This window comes from Hydrogenophaga soli (genome assembly GCF_054777695.1).
Genome location: NZ_BAAHAK010000005.1, coordinates 162,194 through 187,731, shown reverse-complemented (window position 1 = coordinate 187,731; position 25,538 = coordinate 162,194). Strand labels below are relative to the sequence as shown.

29 protein-coding genes are annotated in these 25,538 nt (G+C 66.9%); 20 read left to right on the top strand and 9 right to left on the bottom strand.

The genetic code is table 11. The features are described from left to right. Positions 1-55 precede the first annotated feature (55 nt). Entirely contained in the window at positions 56-814 is a 759-nt protein-coding gene (locus ACYVB7_RS11060) for a 3-hydroxyacyl-CoA dehydrogenase (protein WP_460507420.1), read from the bottom strand. 62 nt (positions 815-876) lie between these two features. After that, entirely contained in the window at positions 877-1,923 is a 1,047-nt protein-coding gene (locus tag ACYVB7_RS11055; RefSeq protein WP_460507418.1) for a type 2 periplasmic-binding domain-containing protein, read from the bottom strand. A gap of 138 nt (positions 1,924-2,061) precedes the next feature. Here ACYVB7_RS11055 and ACYVB7_RS11050 point away from each other — a divergent pair, with 138 nt between their 5' ends. Continuing rightward, the gene (locus ACYVB7_RS11050; protein ID WP_460507778.1) at positions 2,062-2,949 is read left to right on the top strand and encodes a patatin-like phospholipase family protein; all 888 of its coding nucleotides are present in this window, start codon (positions 2,062-2,064) and stop codon (positions 2,947-2,949) included. A 112-nt stretch (positions 2,950-3,061) separates the two neighbouring features. Here ACYVB7_RS11050 and ACYVB7_RS11045 read toward each other — a convergent pair whose 3' ends face one another. After that, positions 3,062-3,610: a phasin family protein gene (locus ACYVB7_RS11045; RefSeq protein ID WP_460507416.1), complete on the bottom strand. Its 549-nt coding sequence runs from the start codon at positions 3,608-3,610 to the stop codon at positions 3,062-3,064. A 158-nt stretch (positions 3,611-3,768) separates the two neighbouring features. On the opposite strand from ACYVB7_RS11045, the gene ACYVB7_RS11040 reads away from it, so the two are divergent. The 12 genes from ACYVB7_RS11040 (at position 3,769) to ACYVB7_RS10985 (ending at position 14,400) form a co-directional block, all read left to right on the top strand. Continuing rightward, positions 3,769-4,704: a histone deacetylase family protein gene (locus ACYVB7_RS11040; RefSeq protein WP_460507414.1), complete on the top strand. Its 936-nt coding sequence runs from the start codon at positions 3,769-3,771 to the stop codon at positions 4,702-4,704. Then, positions 4,701-5,156, top strand: coding sequence for an acyl-CoA thioesterase (locus tag ACYVB7_RS11035; RefSeq protein WP_460507412.1), 456 nt, complete (start codon positions 4,701-4,703; stop codon positions 5,154-5,156). Before ACYVB7_RS11040 ends, ACYVB7_RS11035 begins: the two co-directional genes overlap by 4 nt. Further along, a complete protein-coding gene (locus ACYVB7_RS11030; protein WP_460507410.1) occupies positions 5,153-5,881 on the top strand; it encodes a nitroreductase in 729 nt (242 codons plus the stop codon). The genes ACYVB7_RS11035 and ACYVB7_RS11030 overlap by 4 nt, the downstream gene beginning before the upstream one ends. A gap of 105 nt (positions 5,882-5,986) precedes the next feature. Continuing rightward, positions 5,987-6,334 carry an FKBP-type peptidyl-prolyl cis-trans isomerase gene (locus tag ACYVB7_RS11025; RefSeq protein ID WP_460507408.1) on the top strand — a complete coding sequence of 116 codons (348 nt, stop codon included), beginning with the start codon at positions 5,987-5,989 and terminating at the stop codon, positions 6,332-6,334. Between the two features lie 6 nt (positions 6,335-6,340). Next, entirely contained in the window at positions 6,341-7,339 is a 999-nt protein-coding gene (locus ACYVB7_RS11020; protein ID WP_460507406.1) for a 2-hydroxyacid dehydrogenase, read from the top strand. Further along, positions 7,336-8,805: a DNA recombination protein RmuC gene (locus tag ACYVB7_RS11015; RefSeq protein ID WP_460507404.1), complete on the top strand. Its 1,470-nt coding sequence runs from the start codon at positions 7,336-7,338 to the stop codon at positions 8,803-8,805. The genes ACYVB7_RS11020 and ACYVB7_RS11015 overlap by 4 nt, the downstream gene beginning before the upstream one ends. A gap of 1 nt (position 8,806) precedes the next feature. Further along, positions 8,807-9,961 (top strand): MFS transporter, encoded by a 1,155-nt coding sequence (locus tag ACYVB7_RS11010; protein WP_460507402.1) that lies wholly within the window; start codon positions 8,807-8,809, stop codon positions 9,959-9,961. Between the two features lie 35 nt (positions 9,962-9,996). Then, complete coding sequence (locus tag ACYVB7_RS11005; protein WP_460507400.1) at positions 9,997-10,245, top strand: hypothetical protein; 249 nt, start codon at positions 9,997-9,999, stop codon at positions 10,243-10,245. After that, positions 10,242-10,976, top strand: coding sequence for a zeta toxin family protein (locus ACYVB7_RS11000; protein ID WP_460507397.1), 735 nt, complete (start codon positions 10,242-10,244; stop codon positions 10,974-10,976). Before ACYVB7_RS11005 ends, ACYVB7_RS11000 begins: the two co-directional genes overlap by 4 nt. A 51-nt stretch (positions 10,977-11,027) precedes the next feature. Next, on the top strand, positions 11,028-11,561 hold the full coding sequence (gene msrA, locus ACYVB7_RS10995; RefSeq protein ID WP_460507395.1) for a peptide-methionine (S)-S-oxide reductase: 534 nt from the start codon (positions 11,028-11,030) through the stop codon (positions 11,559-11,561). Between the two features lie 71 nt (positions 11,562-11,632). Then, positions 11,633-12,715, top strand: coding sequence for a type 2 periplasmic-binding domain-containing protein (locus tag ACYVB7_RS10990; protein WP_460507393.1), 1,083 nt, complete (start codon positions 11,633-11,635; stop codon positions 12,713-12,715). Next, the gene (locus ACYVB7_RS10985) at positions 12,712-14,400 is read left to right on the top strand and encodes a diguanylate cyclase domain-containing protein (protein ID WP_460507391.1); all 1,689 of its coding nucleotides are present in this window, start codon (positions 12,712-12,714) and stop codon (positions 14,398-14,400) included. Before ACYVB7_RS10990 ends, ACYVB7_RS10985 begins: the two co-directional genes overlap by 4 nt. Positions 14,401-14,430: 30 nt before the next feature. Here ACYVB7_RS10985 and ACYVB7_RS10980 read toward each other — a convergent pair whose 3' ends face one another. After that, positions 14,431-16,152 (bottom strand): alpha/beta hydrolase family protein, encoded by a 1,722-nt coding sequence (locus ACYVB7_RS10980; protein WP_460507389.1) that lies wholly within the window; start codon positions 16,150-16,152, stop codon positions 14,431-14,433. Positions 16,153-16,296: 144 nt separating this feature from the next. On the opposite strand from ACYVB7_RS10980, the gene ACYVB7_RS10975 reads away from it, so the two are divergent. Then, positions 16,297-17,103 carry a helix-turn-helix transcriptional regulator gene (locus ACYVB7_RS10975; RefSeq protein ID WP_460507387.1) on the top strand — a complete coding sequence of 269 codons (807 nt, stop codon included), beginning with the start codon at positions 16,297-16,299 and terminating at the stop codon, positions 17,101-17,103. A gap of 63 nt (positions 17,104-17,166) precedes the next feature. Here ACYVB7_RS10975 and ACYVB7_RS10970 read toward each other — a convergent pair whose 3' ends face one another. The 3 genes from ACYVB7_RS10970 to ACYVB7_RS10960 all read right to left on the bottom strand — a co-directional run bounded on the left by ACYVB7_RS10970 (position 17,167) and on the right by ACYVB7_RS10960 (position 19,939). Next, positions 17,167-18,138 carry a TroA family protein gene (locus ACYVB7_RS10970; RefSeq protein ID WP_460507384.1) on the bottom strand — a complete coding sequence of 324 codons (972 nt, stop codon included), beginning with the start codon at positions 18,136-18,138 and terminating at the stop codon, positions 17,167-17,169. A 72-nt stretch (positions 18,139-18,210) separates the two neighbouring features. Further along, a complete protein-coding gene (locus ACYVB7_RS10965; RefSeq protein WP_460507775.1) occupies positions 18,211-19,083 on the bottom strand; it encodes a metal ABC transporter permease in 873 nt (290 codons plus the stop codon). 16 nt (positions 19,084-19,099) lie between these two features. Beyond that, a complete protein-coding gene (locus ACYVB7_RS10960) occupies positions 19,100-19,939 on the bottom strand; it encodes a metal ABC transporter ATP-binding protein (RefSeq protein ID WP_460507382.1) in 840 nt (279 codons plus the stop codon). A gap of 93 nt (positions 19,940-20,032) precedes the next feature. Here ACYVB7_RS10960 and ACYVB7_RS10955 point away from each other — a divergent pair, with 93 nt between their 5' ends. From ACYVB7_RS10955 to ACYVB7_RS10930, 6 genes are all read left to right on the top strand, one after another. After that, positions 20,033-20,581, top strand: coding sequence for a Fur family transcriptional regulator (locus ACYVB7_RS10955; protein WP_460507380.1), 549 nt, complete (start codon positions 20,033-20,035; stop codon positions 20,579-20,581). Further along, positions 20,578-21,279, top strand: a complete 702-nt coding sequence (locus ACYVB7_RS10950) for an ABC transporter ATP-binding protein (RefSeq protein WP_460507378.1) — start codon at positions 20,578-20,580, stop codon at positions 21,277-21,279. Before ACYVB7_RS10955 ends, ACYVB7_RS10950 begins: the two co-directional genes overlap by 4 nt. Further along, positions 21,276-22,475 carry an ABC transporter permease gene (locus ACYVB7_RS10945; protein ID WP_460507376.1) on the top strand — a complete coding sequence of 400 codons (1,200 nt, stop codon included), beginning with the start codon at positions 21,276-21,278 and terminating at the stop codon, positions 22,473-22,475. The genes ACYVB7_RS10950 and ACYVB7_RS10945 overlap by 4 nt, the downstream gene beginning before the upstream one ends. Before the next feature lie 136 nt (positions 22,476-22,611). Then, positions 22,612-22,824: a hypothetical protein gene (locus ACYVB7_RS10940; protein WP_460507772.1), complete on the top strand. Its 213-nt coding sequence runs from the start codon at positions 22,612-22,614 to the stop codon at positions 22,822-22,824. After that, positions 22,814-23,449, top strand: coding sequence for a DUF3299 domain-containing protein (locus ACYVB7_RS10935; protein WP_460507373.1), 636 nt, complete (start codon positions 22,814-22,816; stop codon positions 23,447-23,449). The genes ACYVB7_RS10940 and ACYVB7_RS10935 overlap by 11 nt, the downstream gene beginning before the upstream one ends. Beyond that, positions 23,446-24,420 (top strand): AEC family transporter, encoded by a 975-nt coding sequence (locus tag ACYVB7_RS10930; protein ID WP_460507370.1) that lies wholly within the window; start codon positions 23,446-23,448, stop codon positions 24,418-24,420. The genes ACYVB7_RS10935 and ACYVB7_RS10930 overlap by 4 nt, the downstream gene beginning before the upstream one ends. Here ACYVB7_RS10930 and ACYVB7_RS10925 read toward each other — a convergent pair. Then, the gene (locus ACYVB7_RS10925) at positions 24,410-24,871 is read right to left on the bottom strand and encodes a TM2 domain-containing protein (protein WP_460507368.1); all 462 of its coding nucleotides are present in this window, start codon (positions 24,869-24,871) and stop codon (positions 24,410-24,412) included. The two genes, ACYVB7_RS10930 and ACYVB7_RS10925, sit on opposite strands and share 11 nt — an antisense overlap. Further along, entirely contained in the window at positions 24,868-25,416 is a 549-nt protein-coding gene (locus ACYVB7_RS10920; RefSeq protein WP_460507366.1) for a GNAT family N-acetyltransferase, read from the bottom strand. The genes ACYVB7_RS10925 and ACYVB7_RS10920 overlap by 4 nt, the downstream gene beginning before the upstream one ends. Positions 25,417-25,538: the final 122 nt, after the last annotated feature.

Here is a 25,538-nt window from a genome sequence, read left to right as displayed (position 1 = left end):
GTGGTCACGGACCGTTTGCCGGTGGGTTTGTGGCCGTCCACGCCACAGTGGGCATTCAGCGGGGGGCCAGCCGAATGGCGCCATCGAGGCGGATCACCTCTCCGTTGAGCATGTCGTTTTCGATGATGTGCTTGACCAGCTTGGCGTAGTCCTGCGGCGTGCCCAGTCGACTGGGGAATGGGACTCCCGCGGCCAGCGCGTCCTGCACCTCCTGGGGCATGCCGAACAGCATGGGGGTGCCGAAGATGCCGGGGGCGATGGTCATGTTGCGGATGCCATTGCGGGCCAGGTCACGGGCAATGGGCAGGGTCATGCCCACCACGCCGCCTTTGGAGGCAGCGTAGGCCGCCTGCCCAATTTGCCCGTCGTAAGCGGCCACACTGGCCGTGGAGATCAGCACGCCACGCTCGCCCGTGGCTTCGGGCTCGTTCTTGCACATGGCGTCAGCCGCCAGACGGATCATGTTGAACGTGCCCACCAGGTTGACCATGAGGGTCTTGGTGTAGGTGGCCAATGCGTGGGGGCCGTTTTTGCCCACGGTTTTTTCAGCCGGGGCGATGCCTGCGCAGTTGACCAAACCCATCAGCTTGCCCAAGGCGGTGGCGGCCTGCACCACCGCCAGGCCGTCGGCTTCGCTGCTGACATCGCATTTGACAAAAACGCCGTCCATGTCCTTGGCGACGGCTTCACCCTTTTCCACCTGCATGTCGGCCAGCACCACCTTGGCGCCGTTGGCCGCCAGCATCCGCGCCGTGCCTTCGCCCAGCCCCGACGCTGCACCGGTGACGATGAACACCTTGCCTGCAATTTCCATGTGAGTCTCCGTGATTGACGTTAACGTAAACGTCAATTATGCGCGGAGAACACTGTCGCAGATCACTTGAAGCCGACGCGGTCCAGCATCTGCTGGACTTTGGTCAGGTTCTTGGCCACCACCGCAAGGGGAATGTTCTCGGCCTTGAACTGCTCGCCGCCCATGGCTTTCAGTGCCGTGTTGTCCACTTTCGATCCCATGGCCACCGGGTACTCGTTGTTGCCGTTGGCAAAGTACTCCTGCGCCGATGGGCTGGCCAGGTATTCCATGAACTGGATGGCCTCCGTCTTGTGCTTGGCATGTTTGGCCACGGCCGCGCCTGCGATGTTGACGTGGGTGCCCGAAGTGCCTTGGTTGGGAAACACCACGCGCACCTTTTCCATCACGGCTTTTTCGTCGGCCTTGCTGGACTTGATGAGGCGGGCGGCATAGTAGGTGTTGGTGAGCGCCACACCGCATTCACCCGATGCCACGGCCTTGATCTGGTCGGTGTCACCGCCTTTGGGGGGGCGGGCCATGTTATCGACCATGCCTTTGAGCCAGGCTTCGCCCTTCTCGTCACCCAAACGCTCCACCACCGTGGCAAACAGCGACAGGTTGTAGGGGTGCGATCCAGAGCGAACGCACAGCAGCCCTTTGAGCTTGGGGTCAGCCAGTTGTTCATAGGTGGCCACATCGGCGGCTTTGACACGCATCGGGTCGTACACGATGACGCGGGCGCGGGTGGAGAAACCCGTCCAGGCCACGCCGTCCGCCGTGGGTGTGGCACGCAGGTTGGCGGGAATCAGCTGGTCCAGCTTGGCTGACTTGATGGGCTGGAACAGCCCCTGGGCATCGGCGGAGGCGAGCCGGGCGGCGTCCACCAGCATGATCACGTCGGCCGGAGAGGCCGAGCCTTCCGCCTTGAGGCGGGCGACAATGCCCGCGTCGTCCGAGTCCACGCGGTTGATCTTGATGCCGGTGTTCTTGGTGAAGGTGTCGTACATGGCTTCGTCGGTCTGGTAGTGACGGGCGGAGTACAGGTTCAGGACCTTGTCCTGGGCGTGGACCGACGTGGACACCAGGGTGGCCAGGGCCAGGGATGACGCGATGACGGTGAAGCGGTTCATGGCAGTGAAGGGCGGGTACAGTGGATGATTGGCATCTTATCACTAACGAGAATGATTCCTATTGAATATTTGGCTAAGCCCGTGAAAACGGGTGGTCTGTGGCGTCGCCGGGCTTGTTTGTTGGCGCTGGGTGTGGGGATGGTGGGTTGCGGGTCGGTGTCGGTGACGCGCCCCTCGGCTCCCGACGTTGCCGTGCCGACACAGGCCCCGGCGCTTCCCGTGCCCACCCGTTTGCCCCGCATCGGCCTGGCCCTGGGCGGGGGCGCGGCGCGTGGTTTTGCCCATGTGGGCGTGATCCAGGTGCTGGAAAAAAATGGCATCCGCCCGGACCTGGTGGTGGGCACCTCGGCGGGCAGTGTGGTGGCCGCGTTGTACGCCAGCGGGCTGGATGGCAAGGCCTTGGAGCAAATGGCCCTGTCCATGGAAGAGGCCACGCTCACCGATTGGACGCTGCCCTTTGCCAACCGCGGCATGCTCAAGGGTCAGGCGCTGGCTCGCTACATCGGCACCCAGACCCAGGGCAAACCCATCGAGGCCATGGCGCTGCCCCTGGGCATCGTGGCCACCGACCTGGCCACTGGGCAGGGCATCGTGTTTCGCCAGGGAGACACGGGCACCGCCGTGCGGGCGTCCAGCGCGGTGCCCGGTGTGTTTCAGCCGGTGCCGATTTCAGGCCGGGAGTATGTGGACGGCGGCTTGGTGGCCCCCGTGCCCGTGAGCCAGACCTTTGGCATGGGGGCGGAGTTTGTGATGGCGGTGGACATATCCAGCCCGCCCACGGCCACGGCGGCCACCGACACGCTGTCGGTGATGCTGCAGACCTTTGCCATCATGGGGCAGAGCATCAACCAGCACGAGCTCAAGGCGGCCCAGGTGGTGGTCCGCCCAGACCTGAAAGGGGTGGGCAGTGCAGCCTTTGGCGAGCGTCAACGCGCCATGGCCGCCGGGCGTGCGGCCATGGAGGCCGCCATGCCGCAGCTCAAGGCTTTGTTGGCCGCCCGGCGCATCCCGCTGACGCAACGCTGATTCGGCGGGGGCAAAAAAAAGGGCCTCGTCTTGCGACGAGGCCCAAGGGGTCCGGGAAATGCAATTTCGAGAAGGACCCGAGGAGACAACCGGAAAAACTCAGCTCAGACGATCAGCGCTTCTTTGCGGCGGTGGTGGTCTTGGCGGCGTTCACAGCGGTGGCGGCCACGGAGTTGAAGTTGGCTTCGGCCATTTCAGTGGCTTGCTTCACAGCCTTTTGCACCGATTCCATGGCGTTGCTGGCGGCGGACACAGCGCTTTTCATCACGGCCACGGCGGTTTCGGAACCGGCGGGGGCGTTCTTGGCGGCGTTGTCCACCACGGACATGAACTTGGCTTGGGCGTCAGCGGCTTGGGCTTCGGCGGCCTTGGCGAATTCGCCGGTGGTGCCGGAGGCGATGTCGTACAGGTGGCGGCTGTAAGCGGCGGTCTTCTCAGCCAGGGGCTGGACCAGACCGGCTTGCAGGGCCAGCAGTTCTTGCGCGTCTTTGACGCTCAGCACGGCTTGGGTGTGGTTGGCGGTTTCAGCCAGGGCAGCCTTGGTGGCCTGGATGTTCAGCTCGACCAGCTTTTCCACGCCTTCGAAAGCCTTTTGGGTCAGGCCAAAGAGGGTTTCGAGGTTGGCTTTTTGTGCGGCGACGACTTGTTCTGCGGTCAACATGGTGATACTCCGAAAGATGAGGTTGAGAAACAGTTGAGTGCCGTCCCACGAGGCAGAATGTTTTTGCTGCACTGCAACATGGCCTCAAGTATAGGGATTTCCCGATGCAGCGCAAGTTATTTTTGCTGCACTGCAACAAAATAGTGCCGAACCTCTAGATGCGCGCCTTTTACGCCGACCACTTTGTGCTGCCCTTGCCCGAGGGCCACCGCTTCCCCATGGCCAAGTACGGCCTGCTGCGTGCAGCCCTGTCCCAGGCCTTGCCGGGGCTGACCCTGTGCGAAGCGCTGGCGGCCACCGACCTTGAACTGGCGACCGTGCATGACCCGGTCTACATCCAGGCCGTGGCCCAGGGGGGGTTGGCGTCGGCCGCGCAGCGTGAAATTGGTTTTCCGTGGAGCCCCGCCATGGCCGAGCGTGCGCGCCGTTCGGTCGGGGGCACGGTGCAAGCCTGTCGGGCGGCGTTGGCGGGCGAGGGCATTGCCGCCAACCTGGCGGGGGGCACGCACCATGCCTACGCCGAAAAGGGCGGCGGCTTTTGCGTGTTCAACGACGTGGCGGTGGCGGCCCGGGTGATGCAGGCCGAGCACGGCCACCAGGCCCAGGGCCAGCCGCTGCGCGTGGCCATCATCGACCTGGACGTGCACCAGGGCAACGGCACGGCGCACATTTTCCAGGGGGTGAGTGATGTGTTCACCCTGTCGATGCACGGCGACAAGAACTTCCCGTTTCGCAAGGAGGCCAGCCACCTCGATGTGGGTCTGCCCGATGGCACTGCAGACGCCCCGTACCTGACGGCGCTGGACGCTGCCCTGGCCGAGCTGGACCGGCGCTTTGCGCCAGGGCTGGTGATTTACCTCGCCGGGGCCGATGTGTTCGAGGGCGACCGCCTGGGGCGGCTCAAGCTCACCGCTGAGGGTGTGGCCGAGCGCGACCGCCGGGTGTTCGATTGGTGCTGGGCGCGTCGCTTGCCCGTGGCCCTGGTGATGGGCGGCGGCTACGGGCACGACATCCATGCCACCGTGGCGGTGCAGGTCAATACCTACCGCGAGGCATACCGACATGCCCTGCGCTGGCAGAATCAAGCCGCATGAATCCCCCGCCAGCACCAGCCCCAGCCCGCATGGCCCCCGAGCCCCGCAGCGCCTACAAGGTGTTTCGCCCCATCCCCACGCGCTGGATGGACAACGATGTGTACGGCCACGTCAACAACGTCGTGTACTACAGCTGGTTTGACACGGCGGTCAACGCCTGGCTGATCGAGCAGGGCGTGCTGGACATCCATGGCGGTCCGACCATCGGCCTGGTGATCGAAACCCAGTGCAACTACTTTGCGCCGCTGGCTTTCCCGCAGACCATCGAGGCTGGCATCCGCGTGGCCCGCCTGGGCGGCAGCAGCGTGCGTTACGAAGTGGGCCTGTTTGCCCAAGGCGAGCCCCTGTGCGCCGCGCGTGGCCACTTTGTGCATGTGTATGTGGACCGGGAGACGCGCCGCCCGGTGCCGCTGCCCACCCCCCTCAGAACCACCCTGGAGACACTCGCTTGAGCACCAACCCGCCCCCCGTGGACATCCACCGCCCCGCCGTCACGGTGGAAGAGGCCATCCAGTCGCGCCAGTCCATCCGCGCCTTCAAGCCCGACGCCGTGCCGCGCGAGACCGTGCAGGCCATCCTGGAACTGGCCGCCCGCGCCCCCTCGGGCACCAACACCCAGCCCTGGAAGGTGTACGTGGTGCAAGGGGCCAAGCGCGACGAACTGGTGGACCAGGCCTGCGCCGCCCACGACGCCTTGCGGGCCGACCCATCGCTGGCCAGCCAGTACCCGGAACCCTACGACTACTACCCTGAAAAGTGGGTCAGCCCCTACATCGACCGCCGCCGCGAAAACGGCTGGAGCCTGTACGGCCTGCTGGGCATCACCAAGACCGACCGCGACAAGATGCACCAGCAGCACCAGCGCAACTTCCGGCTGTTCGACGCCCCGGTGGCCCTGATGTTCACCCTGGACACCGTGATGGGTCGCGGCTCGCTGCTGGACTACGGCATGTTCATCCAGAACGTGATGCTGGCCGCCCGTGCCCACGGTCTGCACACCTGCCCGCAGGCCGCCTGGAACGGGTTTGCCAAGATCGTGCTGCCCCTGGTGGGCGCGGGCGAGAACGAAATGCTGGTGTGCGGCATGGCCCTGGGCTACGCCGACAAGGCCGACGTGGTCAACACCTTCCGCACCCCCCGCGTGCCCGCCGCCGAGTTCACCCATTGGGTGGATTGACGGTGGCATGACGGGTGAATGCGATACTATTGTTTTGATAGCTGCTCACGCTTTATGTGAAAGCGCAAGAGCTCATTTTTGTTCATCACTTTCAAAGGACACACCATGAACACCACCCCCAGCGGCCTGCAGTTCGAAGACACCGTGGTCGGCAGCGGTGCCGTCGCCAAGGCCGGCGACTACGTGCAGGTGCACTACACCGGCTGGCTCTACAACGACGGTGAGCAAGGCAGCAAGTTCGACAGCAGCAAGGACCGCGGTCAGCCCTTCGAATTCCCCCTGGGTGCCGGTCACGTCATCAAGGGCTGGGATGAAGGCGTGCAAGGCATGGCCATCGGTGGCACCCGTCGCCTGGTCATCCCCGCCAACCTGGGCTACGGTGCCCGCGGTGCCGGTGGTGTGATTCCGCCCAACGCCACCCTGCTGTTCGAAGTGGAACTGCTGGGCGTCTGACACCCCATGACCTGCCTCACCCGTCCGGCCATCCTGGTGGCGCGCCGCATCTTTCCCGAGACGCTGGCGCGCCTGCAGGCGCACTTTGAGGTGGACGCCAACGCCACCGACGAGGTGTGGCCCCCCGACGAACTGTGCCGCCGCCTGCAAGGCAAGGCGGGTGCCCTCACCACCGGCAGCGAACGCATCACACCCGAGCTGCTGGCCGCCTGCCCGGGCCTGAAGATCGTGGCCAACATGGCCGTGGGCTTCAACAACTTCGACGTGCCCGCCTGCACCGCCCACGGCGTGCTGGCCACCAACACGCCCGACGTGCTCACCGACACCACCGCCGACTTCGGCTTTGCCCTGCTGATGGCCACCGCCCGCCGCATGGCCGAGGCCGAGCACTTTTTGCGCGCCGGGCTGTGGAACCGCTGGAGCGTGGACATGTTTGCGGGGGCCGAGGTGCACGGCAGCACGCTGGGCATCCTGGGCATGGGCCGCATCGGCCAGGGCATGGCCCGCCGCGGCCACCATGGTTTTGGCATGCGGGTCATCTACCACAACCGGTCCCAGCTCGACGCTGCCACCGAGGCCACCTGCGGTGCAAGCTACGTCAGCAAGGCCGAGCTGCTGGCCCAGGCCGACCACCTGGTGCTGGTGCTGCCCTACACCGCCGACAACCACCACGCCATTGGGGCGGCAGAGCTGGCGCAGATGAAACCCACGGCCACGCTGGTCAACATCGCCCGCGGTGGCATCGTGGACGACGCCGCCCTGGCCCAGGCCCTGAAAGAGCGCCGCATTGCCGCCGCCGGGCTGGACGTGTTCGAGGGCGAACCCCAGGTTCACCCCGATCTGCTGACCGTGCCCAACGTGGTGCTGACGCCCCACATCGCCAGCGCCACCCTCAAAACCCGCCGCGCCATGGCCGACCTGGCGGCGGACAACCTCATTGCCTGGCTGACCGAGGGCAGGGCGCTCACGCCCATCAACCCCGAAGTCACCGCCACCCCCGCATGACCCCTGACACCTTGCTGTGGGCCGTTCTGGCCCTGTCCGCGCTGACCGTGTTGCTGGCCCTGGTGCTGGTGCTGCGCAAACCCGCTGGCCCCACCGCGGCCGATTGGCTGGCCGCCCAGGATCGGCAGCTGCTGCAAACGCAGGAACTGGCCCAGACCCTGGGCCGCCAGCAACAGCTGCTGCTGGACCGCCTGGACCGGCTGGAACGCGACGTGCGCCACGACCTGACCGAAGGCGCTCGCGGCGGGCGGCAAGAGGTCATGCAGACCCTCACCGCCTTTGGCGAGACCCTCTCGCGCCAGGCTCAGGACGCCAACCGCACCCAGAACACCCAGCTCGACGGTTTTGCCCAGCAACTGGTGCAACTGCGCGGCGTGGTGGGTGACACCCTCACCCAACAGCTGCAAAGCCTGAGCGAGGCCAACGCCCGCCGCCTGACCGACGTGCAGGCCATGCTGGAGCGCCAGCAGCAGGCCCAGCGCCAGGCCATCGAGCAGTTGCAGCAGCAGTTGCGTCAAACTTTGGAGCAACAAATCCAGACGCTGCAAGCGAGCAACGCCCAAAAGCTGGATGAAATGCGGGCCACCGTGGATGAAAAACTCCAGTCCACCCTGGAAACCCGGCTGGGCCAGAGCTTCAAACAGGTGGCCGACCGACTGGAGCAGGTGCACAAGGGCCTGGGCGAAATGCAGACCCTGGCCCAGGGCGTGGGCGACCTGAAGCACCTGCTGAGCAACGTCAAGACCCGCGGCATGTTCGGCGAGGCCCAGCTGGCCGCGCTGCTGGAGCAGGTGCTGGCCCCCGACCAGTACGCCACCCAGGTGGCCACCCGGCCCGGCAGCCGCAACGTGGTGGACTTTGCCATCCGCCTGCCCGGGCGGGGCGACGACGGCCAGCCCTGCTGGCTGCCCATCGACGCCAAATTCCCCAACGAAGACTACGAGCGCCTGCTCGACGCCCAGGTGCGCGCCGACGCCGCCGAGGCCGACGCCGCGGGCAAGGCGCTGGAGCTGCGCATCCGGCTGGAGGCCAAGAGCATGGCCGACAAGTACCTGGAGCCGCCGCACACCACCGACTTCGCCATCCTGTTCCTGCCCACCGAGGGCCTGTACGCCGAGGTGCTGCGCCGCCCGGGGCTGATGGAAGCCTTGCAGCGCGAACACCGCGTCACCCTGGCCGGCCCCACCACGCTCATGGCCATGCTCAACTCGCTGCACATGGGTTTTCGGACGCTGGCGCTGGAAAAGCGCAGCAGCGAGGTGTGGCAGGTGCTGGGGGCGGTGAAAACCGAGTTTGGCAAGTTCGGCGACGTGCTGGCCAAGGTGAAAACCCAGACCCAGACCGTGCTCAACACCTTGGACAGCGCCGAAGTCCGCAGCCGCGCCATGGGCCGGGTGCTGAAGTCGGTGGAAGCCCTGCCCACCGAGCAGGCCCAGGGCCTGCTGGGGGCCGGGGACGCGGACTGACATGAGCCCCGCCACCCGCCGCCTGTTGCTGCGCCTGGTGGCGGCCCAGGTGTGCCTGCATGCATGCATGACGGGGTTTCGCATGGCCGCACCGCTCATGGCCCTGCGCCAGGGGCAAAGCGCGGCGTCGGTGGGCGTGCTGATTGCGCTGTTTGCGCTGTCGCAGGTGTTTTTGTCGCTGCCCGCCGGGCGGTATGTGGACCGGCACGGGCTGCATCGCCCCATGGGCTGGGCGGTGGCCGTGGCCGTGGCCGGGGGTTTGGCCGCCACGGCGTGGCCGGTGTTCGGGGTGTTGTGTTTCACGGCGCTGGCCTGTGGCGCGGCCACCGGGCTGGCCCTCATTGCCCTGCAGCGCACCGTGGGCCTGCTGGCCACCGACGCCACCGAGCTGCGCCAGGTGTTCAGCTGGCTGGCGCTGGGGCCGTCGGTGTCCAACTTCCTGGGGCCGTTGGCGGCGGGGGTGCTGATCGATGCCTCGGGCTTTCGCGCCGCCTACGCGCTGCTGGCCCTGCTGCCCTTGCTGGCCTGGGCCAACGTGGGGCGGCTGAGCCTGCCGGGGCATTTGCATCCCACGCCCAAGGCCCATGCCCCGGAGTCGTCGTGGACGCTGCTGCGCCAGCCCGCCTTCACCCGGCTGATGGCGGTCAACTGGGTGTTGTCGTCATGCTGGGACGTGCACACCTTCCTGGTGCCCGTGCTGGGGCACGAGCGCGATTTCAGTGCCACCGCCATCGGCACCATCCTGGGGGTGTTTGCGGTGGCGGCCACGCTGGTGCGCCTGGCCATTCCCCATTGGGCCGAGCGCCTGCAGGAAATGAAGGTGGTGGCCGGGGCCATGGCCCTCACGGCCGCCTTGCTGGCGCTGTACCCCTGGCTCACCTCGGCCTGGGGCATGGGCCTGGCGTCCATGGCGCTGGGGTTTGCGCTGGGCTCGGTGCAGCCCATGATCATGAGCACCCTGCACCAGATCACGCCCCACCACCGCCACGGCGAGGCCCTGGCCCTGCGGGCCATGACCATCAACGCCTCCAGCGTGGCCATGCCGCTGCTGTTTGGCTCGGTGGGGGCGGCGGTGGGCGCGGCCTGGGTGTTCTGGACGGTGGCTGTGGTGGTGGGCGGCAGTGCGCCGCTGGCGTGGCGACAGGGCTCGGGGTGATCGGGTATAAGTGGCGCTGGACACCGGAGCACCTGATGAAAACCCCTTCCCGAATGAATGAAGAGTCCATGCTGCGCATGGAGGCCCGCATTCCCGAGTTGGCGGGCAACGCCGTCAAGCGGGCGTATTACCAAGCCCTCACGGTCAGCGGCAAGGTGGTCGAGGCCCGTGACGGGCAACTGATTGAGACCTCTGTCGAAGGAACGGTGCGTGTGATCCGCGACATCGCCAAACCCTATGCCGTGACCTTGGGGGCCAAGCGGGTGCGGACCCACAAGGCATGACGGCGCTTGTTCCGCGTGTGCGCATGTTCGCGGGGCCCAATGGCTCGGGGAAAAGCACCATCAAAGACATGCTTCCGCCGCAGTGGTTGGGGGTCTATGTCAATGCCGACGAGTTGGAGAAAACCGTCAGGGCCGAGGGCCTCCTGAACTTGGCCGATTTTGAAGTGCACACCTGCACCGAGGAGTTGCAAGCCTTTTTTCGGGCATCCCCCTTGTTGGCCAGGGTGGGTTGGGGGCATCAAGTGCCGCGGTTGGAGGTGCTTGATGGTCGGCTGCTGGTGGGTGCCGTCGCGGTGGATTCGTACATGGCTTCGGTGCTGGCCGATTTCATCCGGCACAAGCTTTTGGAAAGCAGGGTGTCTTTCACGTTTGAAACGGTCATGTCGTCCCCCGACAAGGTGGCGTTTCTCTGCAAGGCGCAGCAGGCCGGGTTTCGCACCTACCTGTATTTTGTGGCCACGGAAGACCCTGAGATCAACGTGGCGCGGGTGCAGTATCGCGTGCAGACGGGTGGGCACGCCGTGCCAGAAGACAAGATCCGCAGCCGCTACGCACGTTCATTGGCATTGCTGTTGTCGGCGGTGTCTGCATCCGACCGGGCGTACATCTTTGACAACTCGGGCGTTGAGCGCGTTTGGGTGGCAGAGGTCACCGGTGGGGTCGAAATTGAGATGAAAACCGACCAGATGCCCGCCTGGTTCAAGTCGGCGCTGTGGGATCGGTTCGAGTGACCCCCCCCGGTTGGGGGTGCTGTTTTGCATTGAGCTTCTGGAGGGTTTCCGGTGTCTTTTCCTGCCAATGTTCAAACCCTCACCCTGGGTGGTGGCTGCTTCTGGTGCACCGAGGCGGTGTTTGTGCGCGTGCGCGGCGTGCTGGATGTGGAGTCGGGTTACGCCAATGGCGATGCCCGGCGGTTCCCCCACCCCAGCTACGAAGACGTGTGCTCCGGCCAGACGGGCTACAACGAGGTGGTCAAGCTGGTGTACGACCCGGCGCAGGTCAGCACGCGACAGCTGCTGGAGGTGTTTTTCGCCATCCACGACCCCACCAGCCTCAACCGCCAGGGCAACGACGTGGGCACGCAGTACCGCAGTGGCATCTACGTCAGCACGCCCGAACAGGAGACCGTGGCCCGGGCGCTGCTGACCGAGGTGCCGGGGGCGGTGACCGAGGTGCAGCCCCTGCAGCACTACGTGGCCGCCGAGGCCTACCACCAGGACTACTTTGAACAACACCCGCATCAAGGCTACTGCGCCTTTGTGGTTGGACCCAAGGTCAGCAAGTTTTCCGAAACGTTCCGCAACTTGTTGCGGTAACCTGTAGGCCATTGCGGATCGCGACTTTCGGCGACCGCTCGCGAGCGGTGCCCACCTGTTTCATGATGCCAATGGACCGTCGTTCCCAACTGAAGCTCTGGAGTGCACTGATCCTGGGGGCAGTGGGCTTGAGTGACCCCTCTCGGGCGACCCCCGCTGGGGCCGACAAATCGGGGAGACGCAAATTCAGGGTGCTGGCGTGGCCCGGATATGCCGAACCCGAGGTGGTGAAGTCCTTCGAGCAGGCGCATCAGGTGTCGGTGGAAGTCATCACCGTGGACAACGACGAGGCCCTGTGGAAGCGCGTCATGTCGCCCGACGATCAGCAGCATTGCGACGTGTTCGCGGCCAATACCGCCGAATTGCAGCGTTACATCCAGGCGGACGTGGTTTCGCCCGTTCCCGTGGATTTGGTCCCTCAGATGCAGCGCCAACTGCCCCGGTTTCAGCCGGGGGGCAGCCCCAAGGCCTGGGTTCGGGGTCAGGCGGTGATGGCGGTGCCGTTCACGCACGCCGAAATGGGGTTGATCTACGACCGAAATGCCGTGGTCGAGGCGCCAACCAGCGTCAATGCCCTGTGGGATCCCCGTTACCGGGGCAAGGTGTTGGCGTACGACGGTGGGACGCACAACTTTTCCCTGGCTGCACAGGCGTTGGGGGTGGCCGATCCTTTTCGGCTGAAAGCCTCCGAATGGTCTCGCGTGGTGGCCAAGCTCATCGAGCTGAGGCGCAATGTGGCGGCGTTCTACACCTACCCCGATGAGTCGCTCAACCTGTTTCGTCGCCGGGGGGCGGTGTTGCTGTTTGCCAACTATGGGTCACAGCAGCTGAGCCTGTTCAGGCGTGCGGGACTGGATGTGGGTTACGCCATCCCCAAAGAAGGAGCCCTGGCCTGGCTGGACTGTTGGGCCATCCGGCGTGGTTCGGCACATCCTGAACTGGCCGCGGCGTGGATCAACCACCTGCTGGGCAAAGAGGCCAGCGATCTGCTGGTCAACCGACAAGGGCTTTCCAGCACGATCACGGATTCGATGGAGACCCATCCCAGCGACAAGCTGGTGTGGCTGGAAACACCCGAGGACGAACCTCGGCGCAGCGCGCTGTGGTCACGGATCGTGTCCGGCGATCGCCTGCAAAAGGTGCTGTCGCCATGAAAGCAGGCCTGGCGGCACGTTTGGCTGTGGTTCTGGCCTTGGTGGGCGCCCTTGCCGCTGGCCTGACCGGTTACTACGTCTACCGAGACAGCCGAGAACTGATGCTGCAGTCGGCGGCGGCCGAGTTGCTGACTTCGACCGAATCCATTGTGCGACGCCTGTCGTCCGTGCGTGAACTGACCACGCGCAACTTGCAGATCCTGGCGCAGCATCCCGATGCGCTGCAAAGTCTTCAGCAACCTCAAGGGCACAGTCCACAGCGCGTGGCCACGCTGTTCAGGCTGTTGATGGAGGCGCACCCGGCTTATGACCAGATTCGGTTGATCGCGGCCCGTGAACATGGCCTTGAATCGGTGCGGCTTGACCGGGATCACGCGGGCATCGTGGATGTGGAGGGCGATGAGCTGCAGGAAAAGGGGCACTTTGCCTACGTGTCCGAAGCCCTGAAGCTGTCTGCCGGACAGACCTACGTTTCGCGGGTGGCCATCAACCACGAGCGCGGATCCCACCGCTCGGAAGGCAAGCCTTCGGTGGTCATGTCCATGCCTGTGGTCGATGCGGCGGGCGGTGTCTGGGGTGTGGTGGTGATCAACCAGGATTTGGAGGATCTGTTCCGAACCTTGAAGGTCGACTTGCCAGCGGGCTCCAGCCTGATTCTGGCCAATGGCAGTGGGGACATCCTCATCCACCCGGATGAGTCGCTCACCTTTGGGTTCGACCGCGGGCAACGTCAGTTCATCCAGGAGCACATGCCGCCCGTGGCCGACCTGGTCCAAGGCTGGTCGGAGAAGGCGCTGTTCGAATGGAGCCAGGGCGAGTACGCACAGGCACCCGTGGTGGCGGCATTCCTGTCGCGCGGACTGAAGGTCACCTACGAAGATTCGCGCATCGTCCTGGGGCTCATTCAGCCCGTGAGTGACGTGCTGCAGGACGTTGAAACACTGCGCTGGAAGATCGTGCGAATCGTGGTGGTGTTGTCGCTGGGGGCTTTGGTGGTGGCGGTCGTGCTGGCCCGTGCCCTGGCACGTCCCATTGATGCGGTGACCCGTGCAGCACGTTCATTTGCAAGGGGTGAGGTCGGTTCTGAATTGCCCCTCACACGCCAAGACGAAATTGGCGAATTGGCTCGCAGTTTTCATCGCATGCAGGAACAGATCAGCCAGCAAATGCAGGCTCTGGAGCAAAGCCGCCTGGAGCTGGCACAGCTCGCGCAACACGACGGCCTGACGGGGCTGGCCAACCGGCGGTTGTTCGAGGAGCGGATGTTGGCCGCCCTGGCCCGCCGCCGTCGGCAGGGTGGCGAGGTGGGTTTGCTGTTCATCGACCTGGATGAATTCAAGTCCATCAATGACCGCCATGGCCACGAAACGGGCGATGTGGTGCTGAAGGCCGTGGCCCAGAGGTTGCTGAAGCACACCCGGGAGGTGGACACGGCCGCACGCCTGGGCGGGGACGAATTTGTGGTGCTGGTGGACTCTTGTGGTGAAAACCGCCAATTGGAAGCCCTGGCCGCCAAGCTCAAAGAGTCCATCCGTCAGCCCATCGAGCACCAAGGGTTGATCCTCCAGTTGGAGGCCAGCATTGGCATTGCCCGTACACCCCTTCACGGGGACACGCTCGACCAGCTCCTGGGCGCGGCTGACGACGCCATGTACCAGGCCAAAGCCATGGGCAGACACCGCTGACAGCCGGGGGCCTGAGCCCCCGGCGGGCGTTCAGCTGACCGAGCAGCTGAAGCTGCTGGCCTTGGTGGGGTCACCGCTGCCCTTGTACTTGGGGAAGCTGGGGTAGGCGCACAGCGGGCGTTCGAAGGGTGCGTTCGACGCCGTGATGCCGGTGGCCACCAGTTGGTCGGGCTGCACGCCTTTTTCCACCCAGTTCACCAGGGCGGTGACCAGGTCGGCATTGGCGGCACCGGGGCCGGTCAGGTCGTGGCCCACGCCGGGTGAGGTCAGGAAGCGTGCATAACCGTCAAACGCGGCGCTGCCGCTGTCCTTGCGCACCTGGTCCAGGTAGGCCGCGGTGCGGTAGACCGACACGCAGGTGTCCGCCAGCCCGTACCACACCAGCAGCTTGCCGCGCTTGCCAAACTCCGACAGCGACGCCTTGGGCTCCATCACGCTGGACAGGGCCTGCCATTTGGACGCCAGGGTCAGCGGGTCGTGGCTGATGGAGTCGGCCTGCATGGAGCCCGTCAGCGTCTGGATGACCGAGGTGGGCGCGATGTAGCTGAAGCCCTTGCGCAAAAAGTCGCCGTTGAACTCAAACCCGAAGGCGTACACCTGCCAGTCGCCGGTGGCGGCACCGCCGCGCCCGTAGCGCTCGTAGCCGGTCATGCCGTTGGCCAGGGTGAGGGGCACGGTTTTGTTGGCGTAGTTCAGGCGAATGGCTTCGACCTGGCCCGTGGTCAGGCAGGTGTCGTCCTTGGCACCGGCCACGTCGTCCTTGCACAGCAGGTCGGTGGGCACGTAGTTGCAGGCTTCCACGTTGCCGATGATGCCGTCCTCCAGCCCGTCCAGCTTGTCGCAGGCCTTGAGTTCGGCGGCGGCGTACAGGGCCGATTTGCCGGGGCTGATCCAGTTGGCCTGGTCGGGCAGGTTGGCCTTCTTGCTGCCGTCGGCGTTGTGGCCGTAGATCCAGCGGTTGAACTCGCCCATGTTCACCTGGTGGGCCTGCTGGCTGATGGCGGGGGACATGGCCAGCACGCCGTCGTAGTCGTTGGGGTAGGTGCTGGCGGCCATCAGGCCCGAGCGCCCGCCGTTGGAATGCCCCACCATGTAGCGCCGGGTGGGGGCCTTGCCGTAGAACTGGTTGGCAATGTGGGTGCCCACCTGCAGGGCCAGGTGGTTGGCTTCGGAGGCGTGGTTCTTCAGGGCCACGTCGTCCTTGCCCCAGGCAAAGTCTTCGGTCTGGTGGCCCGAGTCGGAGCTGATGCGCACGAAGGGCAGGGCGGCGTTGCCCGACACGTACTTCACGTGCCAGGGGTCGTCGGTGGGCATGAAGCCGTCAAAGCCGCCACCGCCCAGCGTCAGGGTCTTGCCGTTCCAGTCGGTGCCTTCGGGCAGTTCCACCGCCCAGTGGATGGTGGAGCCGGGCCCGGAGGTGATGGTGCCGCGCACGATGCAGGCCCGCGGCATGGCAATGGGCTCGCCGGTGCCGTAGTGGGTTTCGGTCACGGTCTGGGCGGCGCGCAACTCGGTCTTGACGAATTGGGCGTTCACCGGCAGGTTGCTGGGCACGTAGGTGGCACACGACTGGGCCAGGGGCTGGGCCGCGGGCGGTGGCGTGTCGCTGCCACCGCAGGCCCCCAGGGTGAGGGTGCCGGCCAGGGCCCCCAGCAGGGCAACGGTCTGGCCTCGGGGGCGGGTGGTGGGCAGCGGTTCGCAGGCAACCGGGGCCTGCGCCGCGGCGGGTGTTGTGCAGAATGGGTGCGTCATCAAAGTGCTTCCTTGGCTGGGTATGCCCGCTGGCGCACCGCTGGACTGCCCCATGCGTCCAGCCCCGTGCGATGGGCATGGTCCATGCTAGGAACGGGGGCGCACGGCGTCTTGTACGTCACGGGGAACCGAGGGAAATCACTGATGTCGGGTTTTCATGCCATTTCCGGGGTGGTCTATCTGGGCAGCGGTTGGCTGCTGTACGCCGACCCCAGCCTGTTGTTCCAATGGTCGGAAAACGTGGCCCCGGCCTTGGTGTTCGGGTCGGCGGCGCAGCCTGCATCCCTGGTGCTGCGTAAGGGGGGCGAGGTGTCGGCCCCTGTGCTTCTGCATGCCAGCGGGGTGTGGAGCCAGCTGGCCGAACGCAGTGCCATGGCGTTTTTGTATGTGGACCCGCTGTCCGACCGGGGCGTGTGCCTGCAACGCCGCGCCCTGGCCCATGTGGTCCCCTGGCCCGAGACCGACCTGATGCAGCGCCACGGCATGCAGCTGCAGGCCTTGTGCCAAGGTGAGCCCCAGCCCGACGAGGTGTGCCACTGGGTGTCGGCGGTGCTGGGCGAGGTGACGACCGGTGCCGCCGACTGTGTGCGCCTGGACCCCCGCCTGATGCGGCTGCGCAGCCGCTTGCACCAGCACAGCGAAGGGCGGGCCGACCCGGCGGCCATGGCCACCGAGCTGGGGCTGTCCGCCGAACACGTGCGCAAGCTGTTTCGCCAGCAGGTGGGCATGACCTTGTCCAGCTACCAGGCGTGGGTGCGGCTGTACCAGGTGGCGGTGAACGCCTGTGACGCCCAGCGACGCGGCCTGCCGCAAAGCGCCACCGAGCTGGTGAGTGCGGGGGGGTTCTACGACGCCTCCCACGCCACCCGCGCCATCCGGCGCTACTTCGACCTGCTGCCCACCGAGATGGTGGCCCCCCGGGCGTTTGTGGATTGCCGGGGGCAGGGTTAGTTCAAAATTGATAGCTGCTTGCGCTTTCAAATAAAGCGCTAGAGACTATTTTTCTTTCTAAATTCAATGGCCCGCAATCGCCTGCGTGAGCTGGCGGGTGTTGTGCCGCATCATGTCCACGTAGGTGCTGGCGGGCCCACCGGCCGGGCTGAGCGAGTCGGAGAACAGCTCGCCCGCGGGTTGGATGCCGGTTTCCCGCGCAATCTGCGCAATCAGCCGCGGGTCGGACACGTTCTCCACAAACAGCGCCCGCACCTTTTCCTGCTTGATCTGGCGGATCAGCTTGGCCACGGCCTTGGCCGAGGCTTCGCTTTCGGTGCTCACGCCCTGGGGCGAGAGGAACTGCACCCCATACGCCGTGGCGTAGTAGCCAAACGCATCGTGGTGGGTGATGACCTTGCGCTGCGCCGGGGGAATGGCCGCCCAGGCCGCCTGGTTGTCGGCGTGCAGCTTTTGCAGCTGGGCGCTGTAGTCGGCGGCGCGTTTCTGGTAGCCGTCGCACCCGGCGGCGTCCACGCTGCACAGGCCCTTGGCGATGTTGCCCACGTAGACCACCGCGTTGGGCACGCTTTGCCAGGCATGGGGGTCGGTGGCTTCGTGGGCATGGCCGCCGCCATGTTGGTGGCCGTGGTCTTCGTCTTCACCCTTTTGGGGTTTGATGCCCTCGCTCACGATCACCGGGGCCTTTTTCTGGTTGGCGGACTTGAGCAGGCGACCCATCCAGCCCTCAAAACCCAGGCCGTTGGCAAACACCACCTGGGCCGCGCCCACGGTCTTGGCGTCGGTGGGTTTGGGCTGGAACACATGGGCGTCGCCGCCCGGGGCCACCAGCACGTCCACCTGCACCCGCTCGCCGCCCACCTGGCGCACCAGGTCACCCAGGATGCTGAAGGTGGCCACAGCCTTGACGGCGGGCGCGTCCGCCGCATGCGCGGGCAGGGCGGTGAATGTGGTCAAGGTGGACAGGGCGCAGCCCAGCACCGCCAAGGGCAGCGCGGACAGCCGTTTCAGGGACACAAACGCGGGTTGGTGCATGGAACTTCTCTCCAAATGACAAGAAAAACCGGGGCGGGCCCGCACATCAGGCCCATGAATCAGGCTTGCAACTCAGGCACGAAGGTGCCGCGCAGGCTGGATGCGGCTGCGCAGCACCCCAAACGGTCCGGCCACCAGCGAGGCCAGCATCAGCAGCGACAGGGCCAGCACAATGGCCGGGCCGCTGGGCAGGTCGGCGTGGTAGGACACCAGCAGCCCCACCACGCCGCCCACCAGGGCCAGCACGGCCGACAGGCCCAGCAGGGGCCGGATGTCACGCACCCAGAACCGCGCCGCGGCCCCCGGCAGCACCACCAGGCCCACGGCCATCAGCGTGCCCAGCGCATGAAAGCCCGCCACCAGGTTGAGCACCAGCAGCACCAGGAAACCGTAGTGCGCCACCGGGCTCCAACCGCTGACCGAGCGCAGAAACGCCGGGTCCAGGCACTCCAGCACCAGTGGGCGAAACAGCAGCAGCAGGGTGGCCACGGTCACCGCCGCCACGCCACCCAGCAGCCACAGGGCGGCATCGTCCAGGGCCAGCACGGTGCCGAACAGCACGTGCAGCAAGTCCACGTTGTTGCCCTTGGTGGAGACGATCAGCACGCCCAGCGACAGCGACAGCAGGTAGAACGCGGCCAGGCTGGTGTCTTCGCGCAGCACGGTGTGCCGGGCCACCAGGCCCGAGGCCACGGCGACGGCCACCCCGGCCAGCAGGCCGCCCACCGTCATGGCCCCCAGCGACAGGCCCGCGTACAGGTAGCCCAGCGCCGCGCCGGGCAGGATGCCGTGGGCCATGGCGTCGCCCGTCAGGCTCATGCGCCGCAGCATCAGGAACACGCCCACCGGCGCGGCGCTGACGGACAGCAGCACGCAGCCCAGCAGGGCGTTTTGCATGAAGCCGAATTCCACAAAGGGCTGGACCAGCCAGCCCCACAGGCCCAGGGCCTCGGTCGGGGTGTCAGTGGGCATGGGTGTGTTCCGGGTGGTCGTGGTGGTGCTCGGTGGCGGGTTCGTCCGGCACGTCGCAGGCGGGGGCGTCTTCGTCAAAGGCTTCGTTCAGTTCGCGGGCGCGCTGCTGGTGCGCCTCGGTCAGCACCTGGGCGGTGGGGCCTGCGGCCACCAGCTCGCGGGCCAGCAGCCAGGTGGTGGGGAAGTGGGCCTGCACCAGGTCCATGTCGTGCAGCACGGCCAGCACGGTGCGGCCCTGGGCGTGCCAGCGCAGCAGCAGTTGCATCAGGTCGCGCACGGTGCGGCTGTCCACACCCACAAAGGGCTCGTCCAGCAGGATGACGGGCGCGTCTTGCAGCGACAGCCGGGCAAACAAGGCCCGCTGAAACTGCCCGCCCGACAGCGTGGCAATGGTGCGGTGGCCAAAACCGCTCAGGCCCACGCCTTCCAGCGCGTGTTGCACCCGATGGTGCTGGGTGGCCGACAGCCGCCCCAGGGCACCCACCTCGTGCCACAGGCCCATGGCCACCATGTCGGTCACGGTGATGGGAAAGCTGCGGTCCATTTCCGCTTGCTGGGGCAGGTAGGCCACCCGCAGGTCGCTGGCCGCCCGTCGGCCCCACAGGCGGGGCTGGCGCGTGGGCAGTCCCTCCACAAGCCCTTGCATGGGCCGCAGCAGCCCGGCCAGCGCCTTGACCAGGGTGGACTTGCCCGCACCGTTGGGCCCCACCACGGCCACCAGGGCGCCCGCGGGCAGCTCCACACTCACGTGGTGCACCGCCGGGTGGCGCTCGTACCCCAGGGTGAGGTTGCGCAGGCGGATGTCAGGGGCGGGCGTTGCGGGTAACATGCGGGGCGTTGAACTATTGCAACTCAATTGCGTTGATGCGAGTGATCATATCGCAACCGTGTTGCATTAATAACGCGCCAACCCCTTTTGTCCATGACCGACGCTGAAGACCTGCTCCACACCCCAGTGCTGCCCGCACTGGATGCCTGGCTGGCCCAGGCCGGGCTGCGCCGCACCCGGGCCACCTTGGCGGTGGTGCAGCTGTTTGCGTCCGACGCCACCTGGTCGGCCACCCATGCCGAGGTGGAACAGGCCCTGCACGGCAAGGGCATGGAGGTCAACCGCGTCACGCTGTACCGCCTGCTCGACCGGCTGGCCCAGTCGGGCCTGCTGGTGCGCCACGCCGACAACCCCACGCGCACCTGGCGTTTTTCCCTGGCCGACGGTGTGCTGCAAGCCGCCCAACCCGGTGCCGCTGGTGCAGAGGGGGCCGCCGCTGTGGTGCCGCGCTTCGAGTGCGACGCCTGCCACCGTCAGTTCCGCCTGACCGACGCCAGCCCCCCCACACAGGCCGTGGCCGAACAGCTGCTGCAAGCCCTGGCCAGCCTGGGCCACCAGGGCCAGCGGGTGGACCTGGCCGTGCACGGCACCTGTGCCGGTTGCGCCCAACCCGACGCCTCCGCAGCGTCCCCGGCCCCGTGATCCAGGCCCACGGCTTGGCGGTGCAGCGCGCGGGCCAGACCCTGCGGTTTGCCGACGTGCAGGTGCAGCCCGGCGGTGTGCTGCTGCTGCGCGGCCCCTCGGGCAGTGGCAAGACCACCTGGCTGTCGCTGGTGGCCGGGCTGTTGCAGGCCGACCAGGGGCAGCTGACGGTGGCGCAAACCCGCCTGGCCCCTGCGGACACCACCCCCCTGCGCACCCAGGCGCAGCGCGACGCCTGGCGGGCCCGCCACATCGGTTGGCTTCCCCAGCGCCTGCACCTCAGCCCCGCGCTGACCGTGCAGGACAACCTGCGCCTGGCCTTCTGGGCGGCAGGCTTGCCGGTGGACGAGGCCCGCATCACCCAACGCCTGGCGGCCCTGGGCGTGGCCGAGCTGGCCGGGCGCAAGCCCCACACCCTGTCGGGCGGGCAGGCCCAGCGCGTGGCCTTGGCCCGCGCCACGCTGTTGCAGCCTCCGCTGCTGCTGGCCGACGAACCCACCGCCAGCCTGGACGACGAAGCCGCCCACCAGGCCATGGCCCTGCTGCTGGAGGCCGCCCAGGCCACCGGGGCCACGCTGGTGGTGGCCACACACGACGAACGCATGGTGAGCGAGCTGGCCCGGCGTGCGGCTCTGGGTTTTTGTGTTTTGGATTTTTTGGTGCTCCAGCGCTTTTCTGATAAGGAAAGTGCGCTATGAATTTTGCATATCTCTCCTGGCGCTACGCCTGGCACCGCCCGGTGTCGGTGGTGCTGAACGTGCTGCTGCTGGCGGTGGGGGTGGCGGCGTTGACGGTCATCCTGCTCACCCAGCAGCGCCTGAGCGACGCCTTCACCCGTGACGTGGCGGGCACCGACCTGGTGGTGGGGGCCAAAGGCAGCCCGCTGCAACTCATCCTGGCCGGGCTGTACCACCTGGACGTGCCGCCCGGCAACATCCCCTTGGCCGAGGCCAAGGCCCTGGTGCAGCGCCCGGAGGTGGCCGAGTGGGTGCCGCTGAGCCTGGGCGACAGCGTGGGCGGCCACCGCATCGTGGGCACCACACCCGCCTACCTGGACTGGTACGGGGCCGAACTTGGCCTGGGCACGGTGTGGCACGCCCCCATGCAGGCGGTGCTGGGTGCCCGGGTGGCGCAAGAACTGGGGTTGGAGCTGGGCAGCCACTTCACGGGCCAGCACGGCCTGACCGCGGGCGGGCATGAACATGGCCACCACCCCTACGAGGTGGTGGGCATCCTGGCCCCCACGGGCGGCGTGGTGGATGGCCTGGTGCTCACCGCCACCGAGTCGGTCTGGGCGGTGCACGAAGACGATACCGCACTGGACGACGAGGACCGCGCCGCCCTGGAGGCCGAGCGCGAACTGACGCTGCTGCTCATCCGCTACCGCAGCCCCTTGGCGGCGGTGACTTTCCCGCGCTGGGTCAATGCCGCCACCAACCTGCAGGCCGCCGCCCCGGCGCTGGAGCTGACGCGGCTGTTGCGCATGCTGGGCGTGGGCACCGACGTGTTGCGCATGCTGGGGGCCGCCTTGGTGGGCATGGCGGGGTTGAGTGTGTTCATGGCACTGTGGCAAGCGGTGCGCGAGCGTCGGCCTGACCTGGCCTTGCTGCGCATGCTGGGCGCACCGCCCTGGCGGCTGGCGGGCCTGTTGTTGGCCGAGTCGCTGTGGCTGGCCACCCTGGGCGGCGTGCTGGGCGTGTTGGGCGGCTGGGCCGCCACGGTGGCGGTGGCGCACTGGTTGGCCGCCGACGCATCGGCCCTGGTGCTGGGTGGCATGCCGTGGGCGGTGGTCTGGCCGGTGCCCGCGCTGGTGCTGGGCGTGGCGCTGCTGGCGGCAGCCTTGCCCGCGTGGTCGGCCTACCGCTGCGACGTGGTGCCCCTGCTCGATGCCTGAATTTTTCAACTTTCAAGGACGAACCATGCTGGCTGTTTCTCCTCCTTCCATCCTGTCGCTTGGAAACTCCGCCCATCGGGCGGGGTGCCGTTGGGCCGCTCGGTTTGGTGCTGCGGTGCTGCTGGCCGTCGGGGGCATGGTGGGCTCTGGCGCATTCGCCGCCAGCACCCACTCCGACAAGGAGCGGGCCGAAGACGTGACCCGCCACAAGGCCATGGCCGCCGCGCACGAGGCCGCTGCCCGTTGCCTGGAGGCCGGCAAGGACGAAAACCAATGCCTGGGTGAGCTTCAAGCTGCCTGCAAGGGGCTGGGCATCGGCAAGTACTGCGGCATGAAACATGTGCACTGACGCGGTGTTTGAGCCTCGCCCAAGGCCATGGGCGTTGGGCAGCGGGCTGCTGTGCGCCGCGCTGCTGGGGTGCGCCGCTGGGGGGGCGCTGGCGCAGACCCCGGCCAAGCCCAAGGCGTCTGCCACCGCTGCGGGAGCGCCCGCCGCATCCCCGTCGGCCCCCGTGCCGCAGCCCATGCTGTCGTCCCCGCTGCCGCCGGGGGCCATGGCGGGCAGCGGACCCGGGGTGCACAGCCCCAACAGCCCCTTTGCCGTGTTGCCCGTGCGTGACGACGTGGTGCCGTGGTCCACGCTCACCCAGGTGAGCCTGAAGAAAGTCGGCAAGCGCCTGCTCCCCGACTTTCCGGCCAATGTGCGTGCCCTGCACGGCACCACGGTGAGGGTGCAGGGTTTCATGACACCGCTGGCCCCGGGGGAGAAGCAGTCGCACTTCTTGCTGTCGTCAGTGCCACTGACCTGCGCCTTCTGCACCCCGGGCGGGCCGGAAAGCATGGTGGAGGTCAAGACCCGCCGTGCCGTGCGCTACAGCATGGAGGGTGTGGTGGTGGAAGGGCGTTTGCAGGTGCTGGAGGACGACCCGCAAGGACTGTTCTACCGCCTCACTGACGGCGTGCAGGTTCCATGAACTGGCAGGCCGCGCAACCCGTGTGGGCCGCCCTGGCCCCGGTGTTTTTGCTGATCGGCGCAGGTGTGCTGGCGGGGCGAACGGGCTGGGTGCGGCAGGCGGCGGTCACCGACCTGTCCAACCTGACCTTCATGCTGCTGATCCCGGCCTTGCTGTTTCGCACCATGAGCGCGGTGCACGTGGAGCAGTTGGACCTGCGCCCCATTGCCGCCTACTTTCCGGCGGCGCTGGGGCTGTTTGGTGTGTTGGTGGGCGTGTTCGGTTTTCACGCGCGGGGCGTGGTGATGGCGCTGGGCGGCATTTTTTCCAACATGGTGATGATCGGCATCACCCTGGTGGAGCTGGCCTACGGCAAGGCGGGGCTGGTGACGCTGCTCACGCTGGTGGCCGTGCATGCGCTCATCCTGCTGACCGTCTCCACCGTGGTGCTGGAGCTGGCGGTGGCCCGCGAACGTGGTGCGCCGACACACCCAGGGGTGGGGCGGTTGCCGCCGCTGCTGCGGGCGGCCGGGCGGGCCTTGCGAGGCGCGGTGCTGCACCCCATCCCGCTGCCCATCATGGCGGGGCTGCTGTTTGCGCAGACGGGTTGGGCTTTGCCCGCCGTGGTTGACAAGCCCTTGGCCTTGCTGGGCAATGCGTTCGGGCCGCTGTCGCTGGTGCTGGTGGGCGTGACATTGGCCCGCAGCCCGCTAGGGGCGCACTGGCGGGATGCCCTGCTCATCAGCCTGTGCAAAAACGTGGCGCTGCCGCTGTTGGTGGGCGGTGTGGCCTGGTTCAGCGGCATCCAGGGCCTGCCCTGGGTGGTGATGGTGGTGGCCGCCGCCTTGCCCGTGGGGGCCAACGTGTTTTTGTTCTCTCAGCGCTACAACGTGGCGCACGCGCTGGTGACGGCGGGCATTGGCCTGTCCACCCTGCTGGCCTTGGTCACGCTCAGCGCCGTCATGCTCATTGCAGGTTGGATCACGGGCTGACGGGTTGGCTGATGGTGCGGGCCTGCGCCACTTGGTGCTCGAAATACCGCTGGAAGCTGAACGCCAGGGTGCTCATGAAGGCGATGGTGCCGCCCAGCATGGCGGCGATCAGCACGGCGATGGTCAGCGGGGTGGTCCATCCCGCGGGGTGGTCGGGCGGGGAGCCCGGGTTGTGGCGGGTGTTCCACTTTTCCTTGGGCGTGAGGGCATAGACCACGGCAAACAGCCCGCCCACCGCCAGGGTGGCCCCCAGCAGCGGAATCAGCACCCAGGACAGCGGGTCGTCCTGACCCAGTGCACGCACCCGCATCACGCCCCACAGGCCCAGCAGCGACGGCAGCGGGAACAGCCAGCCCACGGTGTCGCGCAGGCCGTGAAGGTAAAACCGATGCAGGCCCAGGCAACCGCCCACCAGCGCCAGGGCGGCGGCCACCGTCTTGTGGCGCGTCATGCCGCGCCTTCGGGTGGGGTGGAGTCGCCAGCGCCCAGGGGTTTTTCCATCATCACGATGTCCAGCCAGCGCCCAAACTTCCAGCCGCACGAGCTCACCACCCCCACCTGCGTGAAGCCCAGGGATCGGTGCACGCCAATGGAGCCCGCGTTGGCCGAGTCGCCAATCACGGCCATCACCTTGCGGATGCCGCGGCGTTCCAATTGCGCCAACAATTCGGTCAGCAACTGCTTGCCCAGGCCCTTGCCTGCGGCGTTGGGGGCCATGTAGATGGAGTCTTCCACCGAGAATCGGTAGGCTGGGCGGGGCTTGAACCAGTTGCCATAGGCAAATCCCATGACGTGCCCGGCCTGTTCGATGACCAGCCAGGGCAGGTTTTTGCCCAGCACGTCGGCGCGGCGGGTGCGCATGTCGTCTTCGGACGGCGCGCTGGTCTCAAAGGTGCCCGTCCCGTGCATCACGTGGTGGGCATAGATTCGGGTGATGGCCGGGATGTCGGCGTCGACACTGGGGCGCACAATGACGCTGGTCGTGGGGGCGGTCATGGCTGTGGACAAATGAACATTTGGATGCGCATATTCTCATGCCAAGCGCTGGCTGTCAGTCGTGCGGGCATCCTGTTGCGCATGGCTATAATTGCGGGCTTTGCCGCGTTTCGCTGACCGGG